17 protein-coding genes are annotated in these 24,153 nt (G+C 61.3%); 12 read left to right on the top strand and 5 right to left on the bottom strand.

Features of this window, described 5'->3' with window-relative positions:
- Nucleotides 1-6: 6 nt before the first annotated feature.
- From ACLD1Y_RS28570 to ACLD1Y_RS28585, 4 genes are all read right to left on the bottom strand, one after another.
- Nucleotides 7-2,262 carry an Orn/Lys/Arg decarboxylase N-terminal domain-containing protein gene (locus tag ACLD1Y_RS28570; RefSeq protein WP_429481019.1) on the bottom strand — a complete coding sequence of 752 codons (2,256 nt, stop codon included), beginning with the start codon at nucleotides 2,260-2,262 and terminating at the stop codon, nucleotides 7-9.
- A gap of 560 nt (nucleotides 2,263-2,822) precedes the next feature.
- Nucleotides 2,823-3,563 (bottom strand): DNA polymerase III subunit epsilon, encoded by a 741-nt coding sequence (dnaQ, locus tag ACLD1Y_RS28575; protein ID WP_429481065.1) that lies wholly within the window; start codon nucleotides 3,561-3,563, stop codon nucleotides 2,823-2,825.
- A gap of 70 nt (nucleotides 3,564-3,633) precedes the next feature.
- Complete coding sequence (rnhA, locus tag ACLD1Y_RS28580) at nucleotides 3,634-4,086, bottom strand: ribonuclease HI (protein ID WP_185708988.1); 453 nt, start codon at nucleotides 4,084-4,086, stop codon at nucleotides 3,634-3,636.
- A gap of 30 nt (nucleotides 4,087-4,116) precedes the next feature.
- Complete coding sequence (locus ACLD1Y_RS28585) at nucleotides 4,117-4,875, bottom strand: class I SAM-dependent methyltransferase (RefSeq protein ID WP_429481020.1); 759 nt, start codon at nucleotides 4,873-4,875, stop codon at nucleotides 4,117-4,119.
- Nucleotides 4,876-4,940: 65 nt separating this feature from the next.
- Here ACLD1Y_RS28585 and gloB point away from each other — a divergent pair, with 65 nt between their 5' ends.
- From gloB to ACLD1Y_RS28645, 12 genes are all read left to right on the top strand, one after another.
- A complete protein-coding gene (gloB, locus tag ACLD1Y_RS28590) occupies nucleotides 4,941-5,708 on the top strand; it encodes a hydroxyacylglutathione hydrolase (protein ID WP_429481021.1) in 768 nt (255 codons plus the stop codon).
- 98 nt (nucleotides 5,709-5,806) lie between these two features.
- Nucleotides 5,807-7,219 (top strand): transglycosylase SLT domain-containing protein, encoded by a 1,413-nt coding sequence (locus ACLD1Y_RS28595; RefSeq protein ID WP_429481022.1) that lies wholly within the window; start codon nucleotides 5,807-5,809, stop codon nucleotides 7,217-7,219.
- A gap of 313 nt (nucleotides 7,220-7,532) precedes the next feature.
- Complete coding sequence (locus tag ACLD1Y_RS28600) at nucleotides 7,533-9,362, top strand: extracellular solute-binding protein (protein WP_429481023.1); 1,830 nt, start codon at nucleotides 7,533-7,535, stop codon at nucleotides 9,360-9,362.
- On the top strand, nucleotides 9,359-11,191 hold the full coding sequence (locus ACLD1Y_RS28605) for an extracellular solute-binding protein (protein ID WP_429481024.1): 1,833 nt from the start codon (nucleotides 9,359-9,361) through the stop codon (nucleotides 11,189-11,191). Before ACLD1Y_RS28600 ends, ACLD1Y_RS28605 begins: the two co-directional genes overlap by 4 nt.
- A complete protein-coding gene (locus ACLD1Y_RS28610) occupies nucleotides 11,192-12,268 on the top strand; it encodes a microcin C ABC transporter permease YejB (protein ID WP_429481025.1) in 1,077 nt (358 codons plus the stop codon).
- Nucleotide 12,269: 1 nt separating this feature from the next.
- Complete coding sequence (locus tag ACLD1Y_RS28615; RefSeq protein WP_429481026.1) at nucleotides 12,270-13,289, top strand: ABC transporter permease; 1,020 nt, start codon at nucleotides 12,270-12,272, stop codon at nucleotides 13,287-13,289.
- Between the two features lies 1 nt (nucleotide 13,290).
- A complete protein-coding gene (locus ACLD1Y_RS28620) occupies nucleotides 13,291-14,892 on the top strand; it encodes an ABC transporter ATP-binding protein (protein WP_429481027.1) in 1,602 nt (533 codons plus the stop codon).
- Between the two features lie 218 nt (nucleotides 14,893-15,110).
- Nucleotides 15,111-15,632: a sigma-70 family RNA polymerase sigma factor gene (locus ACLD1Y_RS28625; RefSeq protein ID WP_429481028.1), complete on the top strand. Its 522-nt coding sequence runs from the start codon at nucleotides 15,111-15,113 to the stop codon at nucleotides 15,630-15,632.
- Entirely contained in the window at nucleotides 15,629-16,579 is a 951-nt protein-coding gene (locus ACLD1Y_RS28630; protein WP_429481029.1) for a FecR domain-containing protein, read from the top strand. Before ACLD1Y_RS28625 ends, ACLD1Y_RS28630 begins: the two co-directional genes overlap by 4 nt.
- An 89-nt stretch (nucleotides 16,580-16,668) precedes the next feature.
- Nucleotides 16,669-19,128: a TonB-dependent siderophore receptor gene (locus tag ACLD1Y_RS28635; protein ID WP_429481030.1), complete on the top strand. Its 2,460-nt coding sequence runs from the start codon at nucleotides 16,669-16,671 to the stop codon at nucleotides 19,126-19,128.
- 111 nt (nucleotides 19,129-19,239) lie between these two features.
- Complete coding sequence (locus ACLD1Y_RS28640; protein WP_429481031.1) at nucleotides 19,240-22,671, top strand: hypothetical protein; 3,432 nt, start codon at nucleotides 19,240-19,242, stop codon at nucleotides 22,669-22,671.
- A 63-nt stretch (nucleotides 22,672-22,734) separates the two neighbouring features.
- The gene (locus ACLD1Y_RS28645; RefSeq protein ID WP_429481032.1) at nucleotides 22,735-23,619 is read left to right on the top strand and encodes an AraC family ligand binding domain-containing protein; all 885 of its coding nucleotides are present in this window, start codon (nucleotides 22,735-22,737) and stop codon (nucleotides 23,617-23,619) included.
- Here the strand turns inward: ACLD1Y_RS28645 and ACLD1Y_RS28650 are convergent.
- Nucleotides 23,561-24,148, bottom strand: coding sequence for a LysE family translocator (locus tag ACLD1Y_RS28650; protein ID WP_429481033.1), 588 nt, complete (start codon nucleotides 24,146-24,148; stop codon nucleotides 23,561-23,563). The two genes, ACLD1Y_RS28645 and ACLD1Y_RS28650, sit on opposite strands and share 59 nt — an antisense overlap.
- Nucleotides 24,149-24,153 lie beyond the last annotated feature (5 nt).

Consider the following 24,153-nt stretch of genomic DNA (forward strand, 5'->3'; position numbering starts at 1 on the left):
ACATTCCTAACTCTTGATGCAATCGACGGTGTAACAACGAACACTGCCGTCGTCTTCGTGTTGCAACCCATGAACATCCGCCACAAAACCGGGAAAGCTGCTATCGAACGTCCGGGCAAAAGCCAGGTAGTCGATGATCGAACGTGTCGACTCGGTAAAGCGCTCCCCCGGCATGATCAACGGGATGCCCGGTGGGTAAGGCACCAGCATCACGGCTGCGATGCGCCCTGGCAAGGCGTCAATGGATACCGCCTCGACTTCGCCTCTCACCAATTGGTCGTAGGCGTCGGCCGGTTTCATGGCGATTTCCGGCAACACCGTGTACATGCGTTTAAGGTGTTTGGCCGTGGCATTGCTGCGGTAGCAACTGTGCAACTGGTCGCACAGATCACGCAAACCCAAGCCTTGGTAACGCGCCGGGCCTTGGGCAAACACCGATGGCAAACAACTGGCCAGGCTGACATTGGCGTCGTAGCTGCGCTTGAACTCCAGCAACTCCGTGAGCAAGGTACTCCATTTACCCTTGGTGATGCCCATGGAAAACAGCACGAGGAAGGAATACAACCCGGTCTTTTCCACCACCAGCCCACGTTCCCAGAGGAATTTGCTGACAACCGCAGCGGGGATTCCGCACTCACTCAACGCGCCGCCGGCGTTGAGGCCGGGCATCACCAGGGTGACTTTGATCGGGTCCAGCAGTACGTAGTCCTCGGCCACATCGCCGAAACCATGCCAGTCATCTTGAGGGTGCAGCAGCCAATCCGCCGTGACCACGCGATCGATACCCGCCACCGACGGCGGCTGCCAGATGGAGAACCACCAGTCCTCGGCAGCGATGTGCTGGCGCAGGTTGGCCAGGGCGCGCCGGAAGCTCAGGGCCTCGTCGAACATTTCCTGGAGCAGTGAGCGCCCCGCCGGGCCTTCCATCATGGCCGAGGCGACGTCCAGCGAGGCAATGATGCTGTATTGCGGCGACGTGGAGATATGCATCATGAAGGCTTCGTTGAAACGATCACGATCCAGCTGGCGGGCACCGCCATCCTGCACATGAATCATCGAGGCCTGGCTGAACGCCGCGAGCAATTTGTGTGTGGAATGGGTGGTGAACACCAGCGGGCTGTCGGGTGTGCGCGAGGTGCCCATGCCGTAGCGCCCGGCGAAGAACTCGTGAAACGCCGCGTAGGCGTACCAGGCCTCGTCAAAGTGCAACACCTCGACACTGTTGCCCAATTGCTGCTTGATCAGTTCGGCGTTGTAGCACAGGCCGTCGTAGGTGGAGTTGGTGACTACCGCCATCTTCACTTTCGGCGGGCGGCCGCGGGTCAAGGGGCTGGCGTCGATTTTGGCGCGAATCGACTCGGGGCTGAATTCACTCAGGGGGATAGGGCCGATGATGCCCAGTTCGTTGCGTTCCGGGCACAGGTACAGCGGGATGGCGCCGGTCATGATGATGGAGTGCAGCACCGACTTGTGGCAGTTCCGGTCCACCAGCACCAAGTCGTCACGCCCCACCATGGAGTGCCACACAATCTTGTTGGCGGTGGAGGTGCCGTTGATCACGAAAAATGTGTGGTCTGCGCCAAAGTTTCGGGCGGCGCGGGCTTCGGCTTCGGCCAGGGGGCCGGTGTGATCCAGCAGCGAACCCAGCTCGGGCACCGAGACCGACAAGTCCGAGCGCAGGGTGTTCTCCCCGAAAAACTGATGAAACGCCTGCCCTACCGGGCTTTTTCGATAGGCCACGCCACCGCCATGGCCAGGGGTGTGCCAGGAATAATTGGAATCGGCGGTGTGTTGCACCAGCGCCTTGAAGAAAGGCGGCAACAGGCCATCCAGGTAAGTACGGGCGGCGCGGGCCACTTGCCGGGCGAGAAAGGGCACGGTGTCTTCGAACAGATAGAGAATGCCCCGCAGTTGGTTGAGCTCGCTCATGGCATCGGCCGGCGCATTCTCTAGGGTGACTTGTTCGCCCAGGGCAAAAATCGGCAGGTTGGGCGCCCGTAGCCGTGCCAGGCGAATCAGTTCGACCATGTTTTGCAATAGATGGGTGTTTTCACCCGCACCTTCAGCGGCGATCAGCATGCACGCCAGGCCGTGATGGGTAGACGCCACTAGCCGGCCTTCGGCGTAGTCCACGGCGGAAAAGATACTGAACCCCTCTTGCTCCAGCTCCCGGGCGATGCCCCGGACCCGGTCACCGGCAACGGTGTCGGCCTTGATGTCACGGTGCACGATAAGGACAGGGAACTTCAGGTCTTTGTACATGAGTGCGTTCAGTCCTGAGGGCTATGCACTCAAGGGTAGAAGCTGGGAGCGGATGTGGCGAATGAAGATTGTGAAGACGGCTCGGATCAAATGTGGGAGCTGGCTTGCCTGCGATAGCTATGTGTTGGGCGCTGGAGCGTTTGGGTCGGAGTACATATCCGTTGTTTAGGTGATGGCTGATATGGGTTCCGCCCTTACGGCGGGTCACTTTTGGAAAAGAGCCCCAAAAGTAACCAAAAGGGCTCTTGCCCCACCACTCGGCACCTCGCCTAGGCTCGGTGTGCCCTCACTCCGGCTTGAATCCGTGGGCCGCCGCAATGGGCCATCCATGGCCCAGTGCGGCTAACCCGGCGTCCTGCCGGGTTGCCCACGGATTCAAGCCTGCGTTCGGCCAGCGTGGTTTGACGGGGCGCCTAAGATCAAGATCAAAAGCGAAATCAAAAGCCAGAGCCAGAGCCAGAGCCAGAGCTTCGGGGTTGGTCTGGTCTAATCGTTTTGTAGATGCCTATGGCTATCGCAGGCAAGCCAGCTCCCACATTGGACCGTGTTCAGTCTTGGGTTTACTGCTGGGTGAGTTGGGTCCACAACGCCGGCGCACCCGCCGACTTGGCAATCGCCTCCAGCCGCGAAGCATGCTCAGCCATGTCCTGCTCGCTGGCGCGAATAATGACGCTTGGCTTGCGATCTGCCGGCAACCGGCGGATTTCCGAAGGCCGGTTGCCCGAGCCCTCTGCCGAGCCGCTGCCGTCGGAGGCGTTACCGGCCAGGGACAGGCTGGTCTGCCCGCCGGTCATGGTCAGGTAGACGTCGGCCAGGATCTCGGAGTCGAGCAACGCGCCGTGGAGTTCACGGCCGGAGTTGTCGACGCCATAGCGTTTGCACAAGGCATCGAGACTGTTGCGTTGGCCCGGGTGACGCTCCCGGGCCATCATCAAGGTGTCGAGGATCGAGCAGTGTTGGGAAATGTCTGCGCGATCGGTCTGCCCCATCAGGGCAAATTCATTGTTGATGAAGCCGACGTCAAACGCCGCGTTGTGGATGATCAGTTGGGCGCCGTTGATGAACTCGAAAAACTCATCGGCCACCTCGGCAAAACGCGGCTTGCCCTTGAGGAACTCGTCGGTGATACCGTGGACGCCAATCGCGCCTTCGTCACTGTCACGGTCCGGTTGCAAGTAGACGTGGAAGTGACGACCGGTAAGGCGCCGCCCCATCAACTCGACACAGCCGATTTCAATGATCCGGTGGCCATCGGTCACCGGCATGCCGGTGGTTTCGGTATCGAGTACAACAGATCGGATGGCCATCAGGGTTCAGCTCTCAGCGGTGTGGTATGCGTCAAAGGGCGCGATGTTAACACGTCAGCCAGCATCAGCTCTGCTTGTAGCCGCGCACATCGTCCACACCACGGTTGGCCAATTGGTCCGCACGTTCGTTACCCGGGTGGCCGATGTGCCCGCGCACCCATTTCCAGGTGATGTTATGGCGGTTGCACTGCTCATCGAGCAATTGCCACAGGTCGGCATTCTTGACCGGTTCTTTCGCAGCGGTTTTCCAGCCGCGCTTCTTCCAGTTGACCATCCACTCGTTGATGCCCTTCATCACGTATTGCGAGTCGGTCACCAGCACGACGTCACAGCGACGCTTGAGCTCTTCCAGGCCGCGAATGGCGCCCATCAGTTCCATGCGGTTGTTGGTGGTGTTGGGTTCGCCGCCCCACAGTTCCTTCTCGACGCCTTTGCATACCAATAATGCGCCCCAGCCGCCAGGGCCCGGGTTGCCTTTGCAGGCGCCATCGGTGAAGAGTTCTACGGTATCGGTCATCGGTTGCTCGGTCAGAAATCAAAAAAGGTTTTACGGTTCGCTTTGCTTGCGGTTGACCTTGGCCATCGGCATCGGCACCAGCTTGCCCTTGGGCTGGCGTAGTACCTGGCGCACTGGGCGCAGCCCGACCACGATCTTGCGCGCGACCAATAAATAGAAGCCGCCACCCGCCAGTTGCCAGGCGCCCGCACGTCGCTCCCAGCCCGCCAGACGGGCCTGCCACTTGGTCGAGGCAAGCGGCGGACGATAGCACCCGAAGCGGCGTTTCTCCAGCGCGAAGCCCAGCAAGTTCAGCCAGTCTCCCACCCGTGAAGGGGCGATACAGCGCGCCTGGCGCAGCGCGTCGTGGGCGAACATGTGGCGCAGGCCCCAACTGCTCCAGGGGTTGATACCGATAATCAGCAGATGCCCACCGGGGCGCACACTGCTCGCGGCTTCACGCAACAACCCGTGGGGCGACAGGCAGAAATCCAGGCCATGTTGCAATACCACCACGTCGGCGGCGTGTTCACTCAGCGGCCAGGCCTGCTCTTCGCAGACAATCTCCACTCCCGGCAAGGGCGCCCCCAAGCGCACATTGCGTTGCACCTGCGGAGCGGACGGCGGCGTTTGGGCCGATGGGCCGTAATGCACCAGGTAACCGCCAAAGAACCGGCCCAGCTCGTCTTCGAGCATACGCCGCTCTTCGTCCAGCAAAAATTGCCCGACAGGTCCGGACAGCCATTCGCGGGCCGCGCTGATCAGGGCCAGCCACTCAGGATCGGCCTGGGCGAACGCTTTATCAGTCATTGCATTCTCCAACTCGCCTAGACGTTCTAAGATGCACCAATGTGTTCAGCTTGGCGAATCGAAGAATGATACAGATCAGTGCCCTGCCCGCCTTTACCGATAACTACATCTGGTTGTTACAAGACCCATCGACCCACCGTTGCGCCGTGGTCGACCCTGGCGACGCCGCCCCTGTGCTGGCCTGGCTCGAACAGCACCCGCAATGGTCCCTCAGTGACATCCTGATCACCCACCATCACCCTGATCATGTCGGCGGTGTCGAGCAGCTCAAAGGTGCAACAGGCGCCAAGGTCTACGGCCCAGCCAACGAAAAGATCCCGGCGCGGGACGTCGCGCTGAACGATAACGATCGCATCACAGTGCTCGGCTGGGACTTCGACATTTATACAGTGCCCGGCCACACTCTGGGCCATATCGCCTTTTATCACCCGGGCGTGCTGTTCTGTGGCGACACATTGTTCGCCGCCGGCTGTGGGCGCCTGTTCGAAGGCACGCCGGAGCAAATGCACACCTCGCTGGAGCGCCTGGCCGCCCTGCCCGCCGACACCTTGGTGTACTGCACCCACGAGTACACACAAAGTAACCTCAAGTTTGCCCAAGCCGTGGAACCGCACAACGCCGATATCGCCGAACGGGTGGAACATGTCCGCCAACTGCGGGCCCGCGGCGAGATCACGCTGCCTTCCAACCTGGCCCTGGAGAAACGTACCAACCCCTTTTTGCGTACCTCTGAAACATCCGTTAAACAAAAAGCGGACGAACGGAATGGCCGCGACAACCGCTCTGGGGCCGAGGTGTTTGCTAGCTTGAGGGCTTGGAAAGATAAGTTCTAAGCGTACGCATTCTGATACGTATTTTCTGAATGGTTGACCGGAACCAAAGTGCTTTCTAGAATCGCCCGACATTTTTGCCCGGAACTTACTTCCAGCCAATGTCGTCACCTATTCGTAAATCCAACCATTCAGACGCATTGACCCGCCTGGCTCAAGCTGTGGCGGTGGCTGTGTCCGCGACTCTGGCGGGCTGCCAATCGACAAATTTCGCTGCACAATCCACCGTGCAACCCAAACCCAATCTTGTCACCAAGATCAAGCAAAAACCTATTTGGCTCTCAGAGAAGCCTACCCCCGAAATCCCCCAGGATGTCTGGGAACGGATGCGCCGGGGCTTTCAATTGCAGGACGGCCTGGGTGTGAACCCGCGCATTGAGCAACAGCGCTTGTGGTTCGCCAGCAACCCCTCCTTCCTGGAGAACGCTGGAGAGCGCGGCAGCCTCTATATTCATTACATCGTCGAGCGCCTTGAAGAACGCAACATGCCCCTGGAGCTGGCGCTGCTGCCAGTGATTGAAAGTGCCTACAACCCAATGGCCTATTCGCGTAGCGATGCGGTCGGCCTGTGGCAGTTCATTCCCTCCACCGGGCGTTACTTCAACCTGCGCCAGACCCGTGCCTACGACGGCCGCCGCGATATCACCGCCTCCACCACCGCCGCCCTGGACTATCTGACCCGTCTGCACGATATGTTCAACGGTGACTGGCTGTTGGCGCTCGCAGCCTACAATGCCGGCGAAGGCACAGTCAGCCGGGCCATCGAGCGCAACGAAAAGCTCGGTTTGCCCACCGACTACTGGAACCTGCCACTGCCCCAGGAAACCAAGGACTACGTACCCAAGTTCCTGGCGCTGTCCCAAGTGGTGCTGGCACCCGAGGCCTACGGGGTCAACCTGAACCCGATTGCCAACCAGCCGTACTTCGAAGTGGTTGAAGTCAAGCAAAGCATGGACCTGTCACGGGTTGCCGCGCTGGCCGAGATCGACGAAGACGAACTGTTCCAGCTCAACCCGGCCCTGAAACAACGCACCACCCTGGATGGCCCCCAGCATTTGCTGGTGCCGACGTCCAAGGCGCAACTGCTCACCAGTACCCTGTCGACGATGAAGCCGGAAGAGTTACTGAGCATGCGCCCTAAAAAGCCGGTGTTCGACGAAGTTGAAACCGCCCGCGTTGCCGGACGTTCCCGTAGCTACAAGGTACGTAATGGCGACAACCTGACGCTGATCGCCAAGGCCAACAAGGTCGATGTGCATGACCTGCAGCGCTGGAACAAGCTCAACGGCCAGGCCCTCAAGGTTGGCCAGACCTTGGTGATGCAGGACACCCGCAAGCTGGTGGCCAAGGCGGACAGCAAGAAGCCGGTGCAATACAAGGTCAAGAAAGGCGACTCGCTGTACATCGTCGCCAAGCGCTTCAACGTTGAGATGCAACATCTCAAGCGCTGGAACCCACGCACTGGCCAGGCGTTGAAGCCGGGGCAGATGCTGGTGGTTTCCGGGCCACGCTAACGCATAAAACAGGGCTCACTGTGTGAGCCGGCTTGTTGTGGTGAGCGGGCTTGCTGTGGTGAGCGGGCTTGCCCCGCGCTGGGCTGCGCAGCAGCCCCAGAACCAGGCAATGGGATTTGTCTGGTGGAATGTGTGGAGTTAACTGGGGCGGCTTCGCCACCCAGCGCGGGGCAAGCCCGCTCACCACAACTCCCTCACCACCTCAGCCCCCTCCCACATTGGATCTACATCGTCCCGACTGGCTTTTTCCAACCGGAACAAGCTGTTACTGTACCGATCATAAAGCCCAAGCCGCCTGGATCGGATCTCTGACTTGAAGCGTCCCCTCCTTCTACTAATAAGTCTGGCCTTGAGCTTTGCTGCGAACGCGACGATTACCGAGAGCCACGGTTATACGCAGTTCGGCAGGCTCAAATACCCGGCCAAATTCACCCACTTCGACTGGGTAAACCCTGCAGCGCCGAAAGGCGGGACCTTGCGGGTCATGGCATTTGGCACCTTCGATACGCTCAACCCCTATACATTCAAGGGCTCAAGCCCGGTTTCCACCCCCAATTTCCTGCAATACGGCGTCAATGAGCTCAATGAGCCGTTGATGGTCGGCACCGGCCAGTACGCGCCGTCCGGCGATGAGCCTACCTCTAGCTATGGGCTGATTGCCCAGTCGGTGGAATACAGCGAAGACCGCAGCTGGGTGGTGTTCAACCTGCGCCCCGAAGCGCGCTTTCACGATGGTCACCCGATCACGGCTGAGGATGTGGCGTTTTCCTACCGCACCTTGCTGACCGAAGGCCACCCGCAGTACCGCACCAACCTGCAGGAAGTGGCGCGGGTCGACATTCTCAACCGCCATCGCATCCGCTTTGTATTCAAGCGTGCCGGCAACCCATTGCTGATCCTGCGCCTGGGCGAATTGCCTGTGCTGCCCCAGCATTACTGGAAGAACCGCGATTTCAAGGCCACCACCTTCGAGCCGCCACTGGGCAGCGGCCCTTATCGCATCAGCAAGGTCACCCCAGGTCGGCAATTGGTGTTCGAACGCGTCAAGGATTACTGGGGCAAGGACCTGCCGGTCAACCAGGGGTTCTATAACTACGACAAAGTCGAAGTGGAGTTCTACCGCGACAGCGACGTAGCCTTCGAAGCCTTCAAGGCCGGCGAGTTCGATATCTACATTGAGCACCAAGCCAAGAACTGGGCCACGGGCTACGACTTTCCGGCGGTCAACCGCGGCGATGTGATCAAGGCGCAGATCGCCCACCAGATCCCGACCCAAAGCCAGGGCCTGTTCATGAACACCCGGCGGCCGACGTTCAGCCAGACCAAGGTCCGTGAAGCCCTGGGGATGATGTTCGACTTTGAATGGACCAACCGCACCCTGTTCAGCAGCGCCTACAAGCGCACTTTGAGCTATTACCCCAACAGCGAATTCGCGGCGACCGGCGTACCAGTGGGCCATGAATGGCTGATGCTCTCGCCCTACCGCGACCAGTTGCCCATCAACCTGTTTACGCAACCGTTCAGCCTGCCCCAAACCGATGGGCGCGGCATCCCCCGCGAGACCATGCGCCGCACCCTGGCCCTGCTCGGCGAGGCCGGCTGGAAACTGTCGGGCCAACGCCTGCTCAACACTGACGGGCAGCCGCTGCGCTTAGAGATTTTGCTGGTCAACCCCAACCTGGAGCGCATCCTGCAGCCCTATGTGGAGAACCTGATCAGCATCGGCATCGACGCACGCCTGCGCACCGTCGACCGCGCGCAGTACAAGCAGCGCCTGGATCAATTCGACTTCGACATGATCCTGATCACCCTCAATCAAACCTTGAGCCCCGGCCTCGAACAGTGGCAGTACTTCCACTCCAGCCAGGCCGCGATCAAGGGCAGCAAGAACTACGCAGGCATCAACAACCCGATTGTCGATCACCTGCTGGAACAACTGCTGGCTGCGCAAACCCGTGAAGAGCAACTGGCCGCCGGCCGTGCCCTGGACCGGGTGCTGCTGTGGCAGCACTACAGCATTCCCAACTGGTACCTCAACTATCATCGCCTGGCGTACCGCAACCGGTTCGCCTTTGTCACTACGCCGCCCTACAGCCTGGGTTTGAGCGCATGGTGGCTGAAAGCTTCGGAGAAAGCCCAATGATGTCTTTGCGTACTGCCCTGCTCGGCAGCCTGCTGCTGTGCACCGTGGCTCAAGCGGCGCCGCAACACGCGTTGACGCTGTACAACGAACCGCCGAAATACCCCGCCGACTTCAAGCACTTCGACTACGTGAACCCGCAGGCGCCCAAGGGCGGCACCTTCCGCGAGTCGAGCATGGGCGGCTTTGACAGCCTCAACCCGTTTATCAGCAAAGGCGTGCCGGCCGATAACATCAGCCTGGTCTACGACACCCTGGCCATGCAAAGCCTGGATGAGCCCATCACCGAATACGGCCTGGTGGCCGGCAAGATCGAAAAAGCCCCGGACAACAGCTGGGTACGCTTCTACCTGCGCCCCGAGGCGCGCTTCCATGATGGCCACCCGATCCGCGCCGAAGACGTGGTGTTCACCTTCCAGACCCTGCTCAAGGATGGCTCGCCGATCTACCGCACCTACTACGCCGACGTCGATGAAGTGGTCGCCGAAGACCCACTGCGGGTGCTGTTCAAGTTCAAGCGCACCAACAACCGCGAATTGCCGCTGATCCTCGGGCAATTGCCGGTGCTGCCCAAACACTGGTGGGCGACCCGCGACTTTGCCAAGGGCAACCTGGAAGTGCCGCTGGGCAGCGGGCCGTACAAGGTCGCCGAGGTCAAGGCCGGGCGCCTGATCCGCTACGAGCGGGTCAAGGACTACTGGGCCAAGGACCTGCCGATCACCCAGGGTTTCTACAATTTCGATTACCGCGTCACCGACTATTACCGCGACAACACCGTGGCCCTGGAAGCCCTCAAGGCCGGGCAGTTCGACTACTGGCTGGAAATCAGCGCGAAGAATTGGGCCAACGCCTACAACATCCCGGCGGTGACCCAAGGCCGCTTGATCAAGGAAGAGATCCCCAACGGCAACCCCACCGGCATGCAAGGTTTTGTGTTCAATACGCGCAAACCGATGTTCCAGGATGTACGGGTGCGCAAGGCTATCAGCCTGTTGCTGGATTTTGAATGGAGTAACAAGCAGCTGTTCAACGGCGCCTACACCCGCAGCCGCAGCTATTTCGAAAACTCGGAAATGGCCGCCACCGGCCTGCCTGGCCCGGATGAGCTGGCGATCCTTGAGCCCCTGCGCGACAAGATCCCCGCCGAAGTTTTCACCCAGGCCTTCGCGCCATCGAAAACCGACGGCAGCGGCATGATCCGCGCCCAGCAGCGCGAGGCTTACCAACTGCTGCTGGAGGCCGGCTGGAAGATCGTCGACGACAAGATGGTGGACACCACGGGCAAACCGGTGACCATTGAGTTTCTGCTGGCACAGACCGAGTTCGAACGTATCCTGCTGCCGTTCAAGCGCAACCTGGCTGACTTGGGTATCGACCTGGTGATCCGCAGGGTCGATGTGTCGCAATACGTCACCCGCCTGCGTTCGCGCGACTTCGACATGCTAGTGGGCAGCTTTCCCCAATCCACCTCGCCGGGCAATGAGCAACGCGAGTTCTGGAAGTCCTCCAGCGCCGACAAACCCGGCAGCCGCAACTACATGGGCCTCAAGGACCCCGCCATCGACCAACTGGTGGAAGAACTGATCGACGCCGACTCACGTAAAAGCCTGGTGGCTCACGCCAAGGCCCTGGACCGCGTGTTGCAGTTCGGCTACTACGTGATCCCCAACTGGCATATCAAGACCTTCCGCGTGGCCTATTGGAACCATCTCGGCCACCCCAAAGTCCCGCCACGCTACGACGTCGGCACCGCCACCTGGTGGAGCAAACCCGATGCCAAACCTGCCGTCCCATCAGACACGAGCGCCGACCCGGCGAGCGGAGGCGATTAAATGCTGGCCTATATCTTTCGCCGCCTGTTGCTGATCATCCCCACGCTGTTCGGGATCTTGCTGATTAACTTCGTCATTATCCAAGCCGCTCCCGGTGGCCCGGTGGAGCAGATGATCGCCAAGCTCGAAGGCTTTGACGGCGCCACCAGCCGAATCGCTGGCGGGGGTGCCGAAGTGTCGGTGGCCGGTTCCAGCAGCTACCGTGGCGCCCAAGGCCTGGACCCGGCGCTGATCAAGGAAATCGAGAAGATGTACGGCTTCGACAAATCGGCGCCGGAACGCTTGTGGATCATGGTCAAGAACTACGCCCGGCTGGACTTTGGCGACAGCTTCTTCCGTGACGCCAAGGTCATCGACCTGATCAAGGAAAAGATGCCGGTGTCCATTTCCCTCGGGTTATGGAGCACGCTGATCATGTACCTGGTGTCGATCCCCCTGGGGATCGCCAAGGCTACGCGCCACGGCAGCCACTTCGATGTGTGGACCAGTTCGGCGATCATCGTCGGCTATGCGATCCCGGCATTCCTGTTTGCGATCCTGCTGATCGTGGTATTTGCCGGCGGCAGTTATTTCGACTGGTTTCCGCTAAGGGGACTCACCTCCAACAACTTCGACGAGTTGAGCTGGGGCGGCAAGATCCTCGACTATTTCTGGCACCTGGCGCTGCCCATCACGGCGCTGGTGATCGGCAACTTCGCCACCATGACCCTGCTGACCAAAAACAGCTTCCTCGACGAGATCAACAAGCAATACGTGGTCACCGCCAAGGCCAAGGGCCTGACCAATCACCGCGTGCTCTACGGCCACGTATTCCGTAACGCCATGCTGTTGGTGATCGCCGGTTTCCCGTCGGCCTTCATCGGCATCTTCTTTACCGGCTCATTGCTGGTGGAAGTGATCTTCTCCCTCGACGGCCTGGGCCTGATGAGCTTTGAAGCGGCAATCAACCGCGACTACCCGGTGGTGTTCGGTACGTTGTTTATCTTCACCCTGCTGGGGCTGATCGTGAAATTGATCGGCGACCTCACCTACACCCTGGTCGATCCGCGTATCGACTTCGCCAGCCGGGAGCATTGAGATGAACCTGTCCCCCCTCAATCGCCGCCGGTTCGAGCGGTTCAAGGCCAACAAGCGTGGCTGGTGGTCGCTGTGGCTGTTCCTGGTGCTGTTCGTGCTGAGCCTGGGCGCCGAGTTGATCGCCAACGACAAGCCGCTGGCGGTGCACTTCGATGGCGACTGGTATTTCCCGGCGCTCAAGCGCTACCCGGAGACCACCTTTGGCGGTGAGTTCCCGTTGGAAGCCAACTACAAGAGCCCGTACATCCAGGAACTGCTCAAGGCCAAGGACGCCTGGACCCTGTGGGCGCCCATCCCGTTCAGCTACCAAAGCATCAACTACGACCTGAAAGTACCCGCTCCGGCGCCACCTTCAAGCACCAACCTCCTAGGCACCGATGACCAGGGCCGCGATGTGCTCGCGCGGGTGATCTACGGCTTTCGCGTGTCGGTGCTGTTTGCCCTGACCCTGACGGTACTGAGCTCGATCATCGGCGTGATCGCCGGTGCCTTGCAGGGTTTCTATGGCGGCTGGGTGGATCTGGCTGGGCAGCGCTTCCTGGAAATCTGGTCCGGCTTGCCGGTGCTGTACTTGCTGATCATCCTCGCCAGTTTTGTGCAGCCCAATTTCTGGTGGCTGCTGGGGATCATGCTGCTGTTTTCCTGGATGAGCCTGGTGGACGTGGTGCGTGCCGAGTTCCTGCGCGGGCGCAACCTGGAGTACGTGCGTGCCGCCAGGGCACTGGGCATGCAGAACGGCGCGATCATGTTCCGGCATATCCTGCCCAATGCCATGGTCTCGACCATGACCTTTATGCCGTTCATCCTCACCGGCGCTATCGGCACCCTCACCGCGTTGGACTTCCTCGGCTTCGGCTTGCCGGCAGGCTCACCGTCGCTGGGTGAACTGGTGGCCCAGGGCAAATCCAACCTGCAAGCGCCGTGGCTGGGCATGAGTGCCTTTGCCGTGCTGGCGATCATGTTGAGCCTGCTGGTGTTTATTGGCGAGTCCGCTCGCGATGCCTTCGACCCGAGGAAATGAGATGAACCAGGACAATCTGATTGAAGTCCGCGACCTCAGCGTCGAGTTCGTCACGGGCGAGCACCATCACCGCGTGGTGAACAACGTCAGCTTCGATATCAAGCGTGGTGAGACCCTGGCGCTGGTGGGCGAAAGCGGTTCCGGTAAGTCGGTCACTGCGCACTCGATCCTGCGTTTGCTGCCCTACCCGTTGGCGCGGCACCCATCCGGCACCATTGGCTATGCCGGGCAGGACCTGCTGACCCTCAAGGAAAAGTCCTTGCGGCATATTCGCGGCAACCGCATTGCGATGATCTTCCAGGAACCCATGACCTCGTTGAACCCGCTGCACTCTATCGAGAAGCAGATCAACGAAGTACTCGGCCTGCACAAGGGGCTGCAAGGCAAGGTCGCCACCCAACGCACCCTGGAATTACTGGAACTGGTGGGCATCCCCGAACCCCACAAGCGCCTCAAGGCCCTGCCCCATGAGCTGTCCGGCGGCCAGCGCCAGCGGGTGATGATTGCCATGGCCCTGGCCAATGAGCCAGAGCTGTTGATTGCGGACGAGCCGACCACGGCCCTCGATGTGACGGTGCAATTAAAGATCCTGGAACTGCTCAAGGCGTTGCAGGCGCGCTTGGGTATGGCCTTGCTGCTGATCAGCCACGACCTCAACCTGGTACGCCGTATTGCGCACCGCGTGTGTGTGATGCAAAAGGGCTGCATCGTCGAGCAAGCCGAGTGCGAGACGCTGTTCCAGTCGCCCCAGCACCCGTACACCCAGGAACTGCTGGCCGCAGAGCCCAGCGGCGGGCCGGCGAGTAACGAGGTGGGGCCGCCGCTGCTGGAAGTCGATGACCTTAAGGTGTGGTTCCCGATCAAGAAGGGCTTTTTGCGCAACACCGTCGATTACGTCAAGGCGGTGGATGGCATCAATTTCAGCCTGCCCCAAGGGCAAACCCTGGGGATTGTCGGCGAAAGCGGCTCGGGCAAATCCACCCTGGGCCTGGCGATACTGCGGTTGATCGCCAGCAAGGGCGGCATTCGCTTTGAAGGCCAGCAACTGGACACACTGACCCAGCAGCAGGTACGCCCGCTGCGCCGGGAAATGCAGGTGGTGTTCCAGGACCCATTCGGCAGCCTGAGCCCGCGCATGTGTGTGAGTGAAATCGTTGGCGAAGGCCTGCGCATCCATAAGATGGGCACGCCAGCGGAGCAAGAGGCAGCGATTATCGCCGCGCTCAAGGAAGTGGGCCTGGACCCGGACTCCCGGCATCGCTACCCCCATGAGTTCTCTGGCGGCCAGCGCCAACGCATCGCTATCGCCCGTGCCTTGGTGCTCAAGCCACGCCTGATCCTGCTGGACGAACCCACCTCGGCCCTCGACCGCACCGTTCAGCGCCAGGCGGTGGAGTTGCTGCGCGGCTTGCAGGCCAAGTACAACCTGACCTACCTGTTTATCAGCCATGATTTGGCGGTGGTGAAGGCGCTGAGTCACCAGTTGATGGTGGTGAAACAGGGACAGGTGGTGGAGCAAGGGGATGCAAAGGCGATTTTTGCTGACCCGCAGCATGCCTATACCCGCCAGTTGCTGGAGGCGGCATTCCTCGTGCCCGCCTGACACACACAAGTCACAATGTGGGAGCGGGCTTGCTCGCGAATGCGGTGTATCAGTCAACTCATCTAACTCTGACACACTGCTTTCGCGAGCAAGCCCGCTCCCACATTGGGCCGATGTAGCCTTCACCTCCCAATTGCAATCCAATACCATTTGCGCCCATCGCCCCCCTTTGCTTTAATCGCGACCAATTCTTATTTACGCCAATCTTTTTGCGCTGGATGGATAGTGTGTCGACCTCTTTCACCCACCTCTACGGCACCCATCACAGCTGGCTGCTCGGCCTGTTGCGCCGACGCCTGAACGATCGCTGGGATGCCGCCGACCTGGCCCACGACACGTTCATCCGCATCCTCAACCGCCCGCCCAGCGAAACCGATCATGTGCGCCAGCGCTCTTACCTGGCCACCATCGCCCGGGGTTTGTGCATCGACCACTGGCGCCGCCGCCAACTGGAAAAGGCCTGGCTCGACAGCCTCGCTCTACGCCCACAAGACGCACAGCCTTCACCGGAACAACGGGCAATCATCGTCGAGACGCTCTACGAAGTGGACGCAATGCTTGCTCGCCTGCCCAAGAAGGTCAGCGAAGCGTTCCTGCTCGCCCAACTCCACGGCCTGACCTACAAGCAGATCGCCGAGCACCTAGCCGTGGGTGAGCGCATGGTCAAGAAGTACATGGCCCAGGCCCTGCTGCACTGCGCGGTGCTGGAAGCGGAGCTGGATGGAATGCTGGTGCAATGAACCCCACCGGCCAACTCAGCCACGCCAGCCTGGAACAGGCCGCGCAATGGTACGTGCGCTTGCAGGAGGCAACGGGCAGCCAGGAACAACAGCGTTGGCAGGCCTGGGTGGCGCAGAACCCCGAACACCTGGCGGCCTGGCAGTATGTGGAGCGGGTCAGCCAGCGCTTTGCACCGTTGCTGGAGCAACCCCACAACGCCAGCCGTGCGTTACGCAGCTCTCGTCGGCAAACCCTCAAGACATTGCTGGTGCTGTGTGCCGGTTCCACGCTGGCCTGGGGCACCTGGCGCAACACCGCCCTGCCCCGGCTGGTGGGCGGCTGGAGCGCGGACTACGCCACCCGCAGCGGCGAGACCCGCGATGCGCTGTTGGCCGATGGCAGCCACGTGTGGCTCAACGCCTTGAGCGCGCTGGATGTGCGTTTTGATGCGGCCCAGCGCTTGCTGCACCTGCGTTTTGGCGAAGTGCTGATCGACACCGCCAAGGACGCCCATCGCCCCTTCCTGGTGGATACGGACCACGGGCGCATGCAGGCGTTGGGTACGCGTTTCAGTGTGTTGCAGGGGGATGATCACACCCAGCTCAACGTCTTCGAAGGCCGAGTACAGGTTACGACGATCAGCCAGCAGGGGCGCATCATCGAAGCGGGCCAGCAGGTTTCCTTCGGCCGTGACGGCCTGCACCCAACCGCCCCGGCAGCACCAGGCCGCGAAGCCTGGAGCCGGGGCGTGTTGCTCGCCGACAACCTGCCCCTGGGCCAACTGGTCGCCGAGCTCAACCGCTATCGCCCCGGCCACCTGGGCTGCGACCCGGCCGTGGCACAACTGCCGGTGATGGGTTCGTTCCCGCTGCTGGACAGCGACCACGCGCTGCACCTGCTGCAAGCGGCGCTGCCGATTCGCGTCGACCGGCCGATGCCGTGGTGGGTCACCGTTGGACCTCGATAAAAAACGTCGCGCCGCCAGTTCCCCTTTTGAAAACTCGTTCGGTTAACCCTGCAGACGCTTTTAATTCGCCGATCCAAAGGGATACCTTCATGTCGCAACCTGCTCGCTTCGCGCTGCGCCCATTGGCGCTGGCCACCTCACTGTTCTGCCTGGGCGTACCCGCGGCGTATGCCGCTACGGCCGTCACCCAGGAGGCTGCGCGCAACTACGCCATCGCAGGTGGCTCACTGGTGGCCGTGCTGAACAGCTTTGCCGCGCAGTCGGGTATTTTCATCGCGGGCCACAACAGCCTGGCGGCTGGCAAGACCAGCCCCGGGCTGAACGGCACCTACACCCCGGCCAGCGGCCTGCAACGGTTGTTGCAGGGCAGCGGTCTACAGGCCCTGCCCCAAGGCAACAACGGTTATGTACTGGAACTGATCCCGGCCAACACCGGCGCCCTGGAACTGGGTGCCACGACCATTTCCGGCCAGGCGCTCGGCGCCACCACCGAAGACACTCGCGCCTACACCACAGGCTCGATGGCATCGGCCACGGGCCTTGCGCTGTCCATGCGGGAAACCCCGCAATCGGTCACGGTGATCACTCGCCAGCAGATGGATGACCAGGGCTCCAACAGCATCGCCGACACCCTGCGCCGCGCTCCCGGTATCAGCGTGCAGAACTACGACAGCGAGCGCTGGGAGTTTTCCGGGCGTGGCCTGCCGATCACCAACTTCCAGTACGACGGCGTCAACTCCACCTACGACGGGGTGTATGACTACGGCACCACCAGTACCGACATGGCGGTGTATGACCACCTGGAAATCATCAAGGGTTCAGCCGGTTTGCTCAGCGGCTCCGGCGACCCCTCGGCCACGGTCAACCTGATCCGCAAAAAACCCACCGCCCAGTTCAAGGCCTCAGTCACCCAAACCTTCGGCTCCTGGGACAACTACCGCACAGAAGGTGATATCTCCGGGCCCCTGACCGAAACCGGCAACGTGCGCGGGCGGTTTGTCGGCGTGTACCAGGACCGCCAGTCGTACCTGGACCACTACCAGAACACCAAGGACATCGCCTACGGCATCCTTGAAGCCGACCTCACGCCCGACACCCTGCTGACCTTCGGCATCGACCAGCAGAACACCCGTTCCCGTGGCGCCACCTGGACCGGTTTCCCCATGTATTTCAGCGACGGCTCGCGCACTAACTTCTCGCGCTCGTTCAACCCGGCTGCCGACTGGAGCCGCCGCGACTTCACCAACCAGACAATCTTCGCCTCGGTACAACAGAAACTGGCCAACGACTGGTCGCTTAAAGTCAGCCTCGACCGCAAGCGCAGCCAGCATGACACCTTGCTCGCCTCGGCCAGCGGCGGTAACCCGGACCCGGTGACGGGCGATGGTATGTATATGTTCATGGGCAAGTACAAGGGCGACCAGGTGCAGAACACCCTGGATATCAACGTGAGCGGCCCGTTCAGCCTGTTCGGCCGCGAGCACGAGTTGATCATGGGCTTTATGGCGACCCGCTCGAAACAGGACGTGCCGGTGTACGGTTCGATCTACCCCGGTGTCGGCGGCAGCATCTTCGACTGGCACGGCGAATACGCCAAGCCGGACATTCCCCGCAGCGGCCAGAACGATATCGTGCAACGCCAGACCGGCGCCTACCTGGCCACGCGCTTGAAACCCACCGATGACCTGTCGGTGATCCTCGGCGCACGGGTGAATAATTTCAGCGGCACCGACAGCACCGACTTCTACGACCCGGCCCAAACCGACAACCGCACCACGTATACGCAGACAGGCGTGGTCACGCCTTACGCAGGCATCGTCTACGACCTCAACGAGACCTGGTCGGCGTACACCAGCTACACCCAGATCTATCGCCCGCAAACCAGCAAGGATGCTGACCGCAAGCTGCTTGACCCAGTGGAAGGCAACACCTACGAGGCCGGTCTCAAGGCGGCGTTTTACGACGGCCGCCTGAACGCCAGCTTTGCCGTGTTCCGCATCGAGCAGGACAACGTCGCCCAGTACGTATCCGGCTTTGACACCGACTCGGTGTACCGCGCGATTGCCGGTGCCACCACCAAAGGCTTCGAAGCCGAGCTGTCGGGTGAAGTACTGGACGGTTGGAATATCTCCGCTGGCTACACCTACCAGCACACCCGCGATGCCGATGACGGCTACGTGTACAGCTCAGTACTGCAAACCACCACGCCGCAGCAGGTGGTGCGCCTGTTCAGTTCCTATCGCCTGCCCGGCGCGCTGGAGAATGTCACCGTCGGCGGCGGCGTGAACTGGCAGAGCGCGTTCTTCGGCAATGTGTTCCAGCCAGATCCCAATGACACGGTCAACTTCGGCCACGACTCACGCATCACCCAGGACAGCTACTACCTGGTGGACCTGATGGCCCGCTATCGTTTCAACGAACACCTGAGCACCACGCTCAACGTTAAGAACCTGTTCGACAAGAAGTACTACACCGGCCTGGGCAACTTCGGCACGGGCTTCTACGGCGAACCGCGCAGCCTGCAATTGGCTACGCGCTGGGATTTCTGACCCCTACGGCCGTGGCTGAGGCAAGCCACGGCATTCAAGGAACCCCCCACTGTCCGCCGTCGTGCGGGAGCGCCAATCATAGTGGTTCTCCCGCTACCGAAGGCTGTTCCCATGGATGGATACCTGGCTCTTGCCCTTTCCCCCGAAGATTTTTCCCCCGATCTCCTGCCATTGGCAAACCCCAGCTACACCGCTGCGCAACTCAGCGAGCGCGATGACCTACGGCGCCTGGGTGACCGAGAACTGATCGAGCAATTACTGCCGATCCTGCAAGCGCCGCTGCTGCCTGCGGCCGATACGCTGGTCAGCATCAGCGAACTCTCCCTGCTGGGCCAATGGGGCGACATGTTCAGCAAGGCCATCAACAGCGCACCGTTCCTTGAGTGGGCCGACAGGCGCCAGTTGGACTTCACCACGCTGCAAGTACGCAACGGCGTACTGGAGGGCCAGGCTTATCTTCAAACCACGGTGCAGCGCTTTACCCTGGCCGACGCGTCCGGCTGGTGGAAAGTCGCCAACCCGATCATCTTCATCGCCCAACTGATAGACCCGGCCGATCTCGGCATGCCTTACCTGGGCGACCGGGTCACCAATATCGCCCGCACGCTGAGCCTGGATCGGGTGCTGGCGTTCTACGGCTACCCCATGCCAACCAACCGGCCGCAAGCGCAGGTGATCATTGAGGAGTTGCGTGCCGCCGATGCCTTTCCGGCCATTGATAGCGTCGGTCAGAACCGCTCGTTGTTGCATGGAGAACGCCTCGGCCAGCAGCGCGATCTGCGCCAACTGGCGAACACCCTGGCAACATTCACCGACTTCACCGGCCTGGACCTGTTCCGCACCCGCGTGCACCTGACGTCGGGTTCATTGCTGGCGCGCACCGTGAAAGAAGCGGCGCAGCACCTCAAGGCCGTCGTTGAAAACAATGGCGATGACGCACCGGTAGTCGTGAGTGGGTACTTTTTTGACCACGCCAGGCAAGTGGTGAGCGTGCTTCCCGACAGACGCAAAGGGCAAACCCAGGCCCGCGACCTGCGCCCCAAGACCCCAGACCTGCGCTGGCTTGCACTGCTGCGCCTGGCCGACAAACTGGGCACCGATATTTACCCCGACCATAGCCTGAGCCTGGCGGCCTGCCTGCAGGTGTACGGCATCGAACGCATCACCACCAAAGACGAACTGGCGCCGTTGGTCACGCGCCTGAGGCAATGGACGCCCACGCCTGCGCCCACATTGCACGCCTCGGCACGTAGCCTGGATGAGCGCTATATCTACAGTCGCTTCATCGGCCTACTCAATGACCGTCACGCCCTGCGGGACGCCCTCAACAGCATCGCCAACTCCGGCATCCTGAGCGGCCCCCAGGGGCTCGATGCAATGATTGAGATCGACCCCGAGACCCTGCACGCCAAACTGTTGCCCGGCCGCCAGCAATTGCAGGCACTGGTGGAGCGACCTGAATTTATCGCGATCCTGGTCCAGCAAGGTATCGATCCCAACGCCCATGTGTTGTTCAGTGTCGAGCATGGGGTGGATGCACAGGACAAGAACGGTGTCTGGAAATCGTTGACAAAAGCCGTACTGGCCAAGCCGCTGCTGGCCTCCATGGTCAAACGCCTTTTGACCACTGCCAGTGAGCTGGGAGGCCAATTGCGCACCGACGAGTCCATCAGCCTGCGCCAGGCATTGCGGCTTTACTCCATGCCACTGCCGAGCACACCTGAAGACGCGCGCCTGATCGCTCAACGCAGGACCATTACCGTGCCGCACCCCATGTACGAGAGCAACTACTGGCGTGCAATCGTCCCGGCCCAGCCCGCGCAGCCCATCGGTTGGACCTTGTCGAAACAGGACCGGCGGCAGGTGCTCGCCACCACCGCCAGCTACCTGCTGGGCATCGAACAAAGCCTGTTCGACTACCTCAGCCAACCGGTGCTGCAAGACAAGTCGGTGGAGGATATCCGCGCCGAAGCCGACCTGTTGATGATCCGCATGATCGCCTCGCCCCGCGCCCAGCGCCTGGCCAGCCAATTGGCCCAGGTTGTGCAATGGAAAGGCAGCGAGGCCAGCGTGAGCGGCGGGCACGCCAGCCGCAGCGCCCTGGTGTGGGCTGCATTGATCCTGAGCTTCGACCCCGGCATCGACGTGCCCGATGGGCACATTAACCGGTTGGACCTCTCGGCCCCGTACTTCTGGGGCGAATCGAGCGCCTTTGTTCGCGCCCAGGTAGAAAACAGTTTCAGGGGGCTGGCCCCAGGCACCGCTGCCCTCGCCGCCCACCTGATGCTGTGCGGCCAGGCACCCCAGTTGCTGGTACGCGATATCCCCGATTCACTCCCGTACCTGGCCACCCAGACCTGGGTGTTGTTCCAGCAATATGCCAGCCACATGGAGCAGCGTATGCCCGGCTCCGCGCGGCAGATGAGCCATAACGAAATCCTGTATCTGGCCTACCTGCCACCGCGCGGCAGTTGGCAGCTGTTTCTGGACACCCCCGAGGCCACCCCGCCCATACTCGCCTGGGCGGTCACCAACGGTGTATTGCCGCGCCAAAAACGCTACACCGGGACGCAGACCAACACCGCCATCGAGGCCCTCAACGCCTTGCGCACGCGACTGCGGGACGCCCAGGCGAGCTTTTCCGTAACGGTCCCCAACCGGGGCGCCATCGCGCTGCAAACCCTGCAAGCGGTGTATCCAGACGCCACGCGGCTGGATGACCTGGTGTGGTCACGCAAGACGCAAGAGCAGCAGGACGCTGGAAAATACTCGTTCGTCGACCTGTACATGGCCAACGAACTGGACGCGACCTCACGTCGCTGGGTGTCTACCGATGCGGCCATCAACTACGCAGACATGGCCCGCCGCTTCGCTCGGCTGCAACCGTTCAACCTGGTGTTCGCCCGCGCATTCGACGCCCACCTGCAACGACTGCAAGCGGCCTATGTCGAGTACTTGAAAAATGCCCTGCCGGCGCTGTCGTTGCCTCGCCGCGAGGCCCTGGAGTACGGAAAAATCGAGTTGCTTGCGCTGCGCAGCGGCCCAGGACGGGTCGGCGTGTTTGGTGTCATGGTGTGCGCCAGTTTCTACAGTGACCGGCATGTCTACGAATGCTTCCCCAAATACCTGCTGCTGCGCCCCCGCAGAGACCTGGACTACCACAGCCTGATGGCCGCCGCCGCCTCTCCAGACCAGATGGTGCAGCACCTCGCATTTGACTGGCCGGCCTACGCCAGAGGCGCCGAACCTGCGCCTGAGACACCGTTGACCACCTGGCCGGGCTTGCACATCAGCAAACTTGAAAGCGAGTTAACCGAAGTGGAGCACCTGCCAGAGGCCGATGCAGACGGCCATCGCATCCCCCGCAGTTTCGACTCCCCTCGCTCCCACGCATTGGCAAAGCTGATCATCGAGGGTCACTACCTGCAGGGCAGCGCAGTACTGCACGCACTGGCGGCCAACGTACCCGCCTTGGAGCACCTTAGCCAAGGCGAGGATCCCTGGAACGATTATTTCCTGAGTATGGCCGTGGCCGCCAAATGACGACTTGAACACGTGCCGGTTATGCAGGAGTCTAAGGCCCGAAACCTTTCGGAGTGTCGTGTCATGTCGTCGTTAACCAGCCCTTCGGCGCCCAGTTTCTGGCGTGACGCTGCCTTGCCGTTTATCGAGGCACGAACCATCGCCGACGGCCGTAAGGTCACCTACAGCCGGCATGCCCATGAGCACTTTTCCATCGGTGCGGTGACCACCGGGCGCAGCTATTACCATTACGGTGCCGACACCTTTGAGATCAGCGCCGGCACCGTGGTGTTGATGAACCCCGGTGATGTGCATGCGTGCAACCCGATCCATGACGAACCCTGGTCTTACCAGATGCTGTACATCGACACCCCCTGGCTGACCGACTTGCAATACCAACTGGGGTTCAGCACCGACCAGGGTTACCGCCCCTTCACCACCCCGTACACCCGTGACCCGCAGCTCTACAACGGCCTGCTGGAGCTGCACGCGATCTTGGTGAGCGAGCAGGCCGAACACCTGCAAAAGCAGAGCGCGCTGGTGAGCTACTTCAGCGATGTGCAGCAACGCCTGAACCCTGCCGACGCACCGCTGCGGGAGGTCAACCGCAAACTGGAGCGGGCCGCCGAGTACATCCGCGAACACTGCACCCTGGGGTTGAAGCTGGAGGACATCTGCCAGGCCGCCGAACTGTCGCCGTCTTACCTGATCCGTGCGTTCAAGCTGTATTACGGGCTGACACCCCATGCGTTCCTGGTGAACCAGCGTATCCAGTTTGCGCGCACCCAATTGCGTCAGGGCGAGTTGATTGCCGATGTGGCGTTGGCCGCAGGCTTTGCCGACCAGGCGCACTTCCAGCGCGCGTTCAAACAGCATTTTGCTGCCACGCCCGGGCAATACCGCGACGTGCTCAAGCCATCAGCAAATAACCCACACTGGCCACCAGCAACGCGGCCATTGAGCGGTTGAACAACCTGACGCCCTGCGGATTGCCCAGGTAGCGGCGCAGGAATGTCCCGGCATACGCCCAGCACGCCACCGACAGGTAACAGATCACCAGGTACAGGCCAGCAAACAACCAGACCTGCGCCGCGTCCCCATCCGCCACAAACAAGCCCATGCCCGCCACACAGGCCAGCCAGGCCTTGGGGTTGAGCCACTGCATGATTGCGCCGTACAACATCGACGGCGCGGTGGCACGGCCGTCGGCGTCCAGCCGCCCATCGTCCACCGCCAGTTTCCAGGCCATGTACAGCAGGAACGCTACGCCGCCCCACTGAATCAACTGGGTCAGGAGGGGCCAACGTACCAGCACTTCATGCAGCCCCAGGCCGATCAGCACCAGCAGCAAGGTGAAACCCGCAGCCGCACCGAACACATGCTTTTGGCTGGCGACAAAACCAAAGCGTGCCCCTGAACTCAGGGCCACCACATTGACCGGTCCCGGCGTGATGGACGTGGCCAGGGCGAAGGCGGCCATGGAAATGATCAAGCTCATTGCTG

The sequence above is a fragment of the Pseudomonas sp. 18175 genome, from assembly GCF_050432925.1.
Taxonomy (GTDB): Bacteria; Pseudomonadota; Gammaproteobacteria; order Pseudomonadales; family Pseudomonadaceae; genus Aquipseudomonas.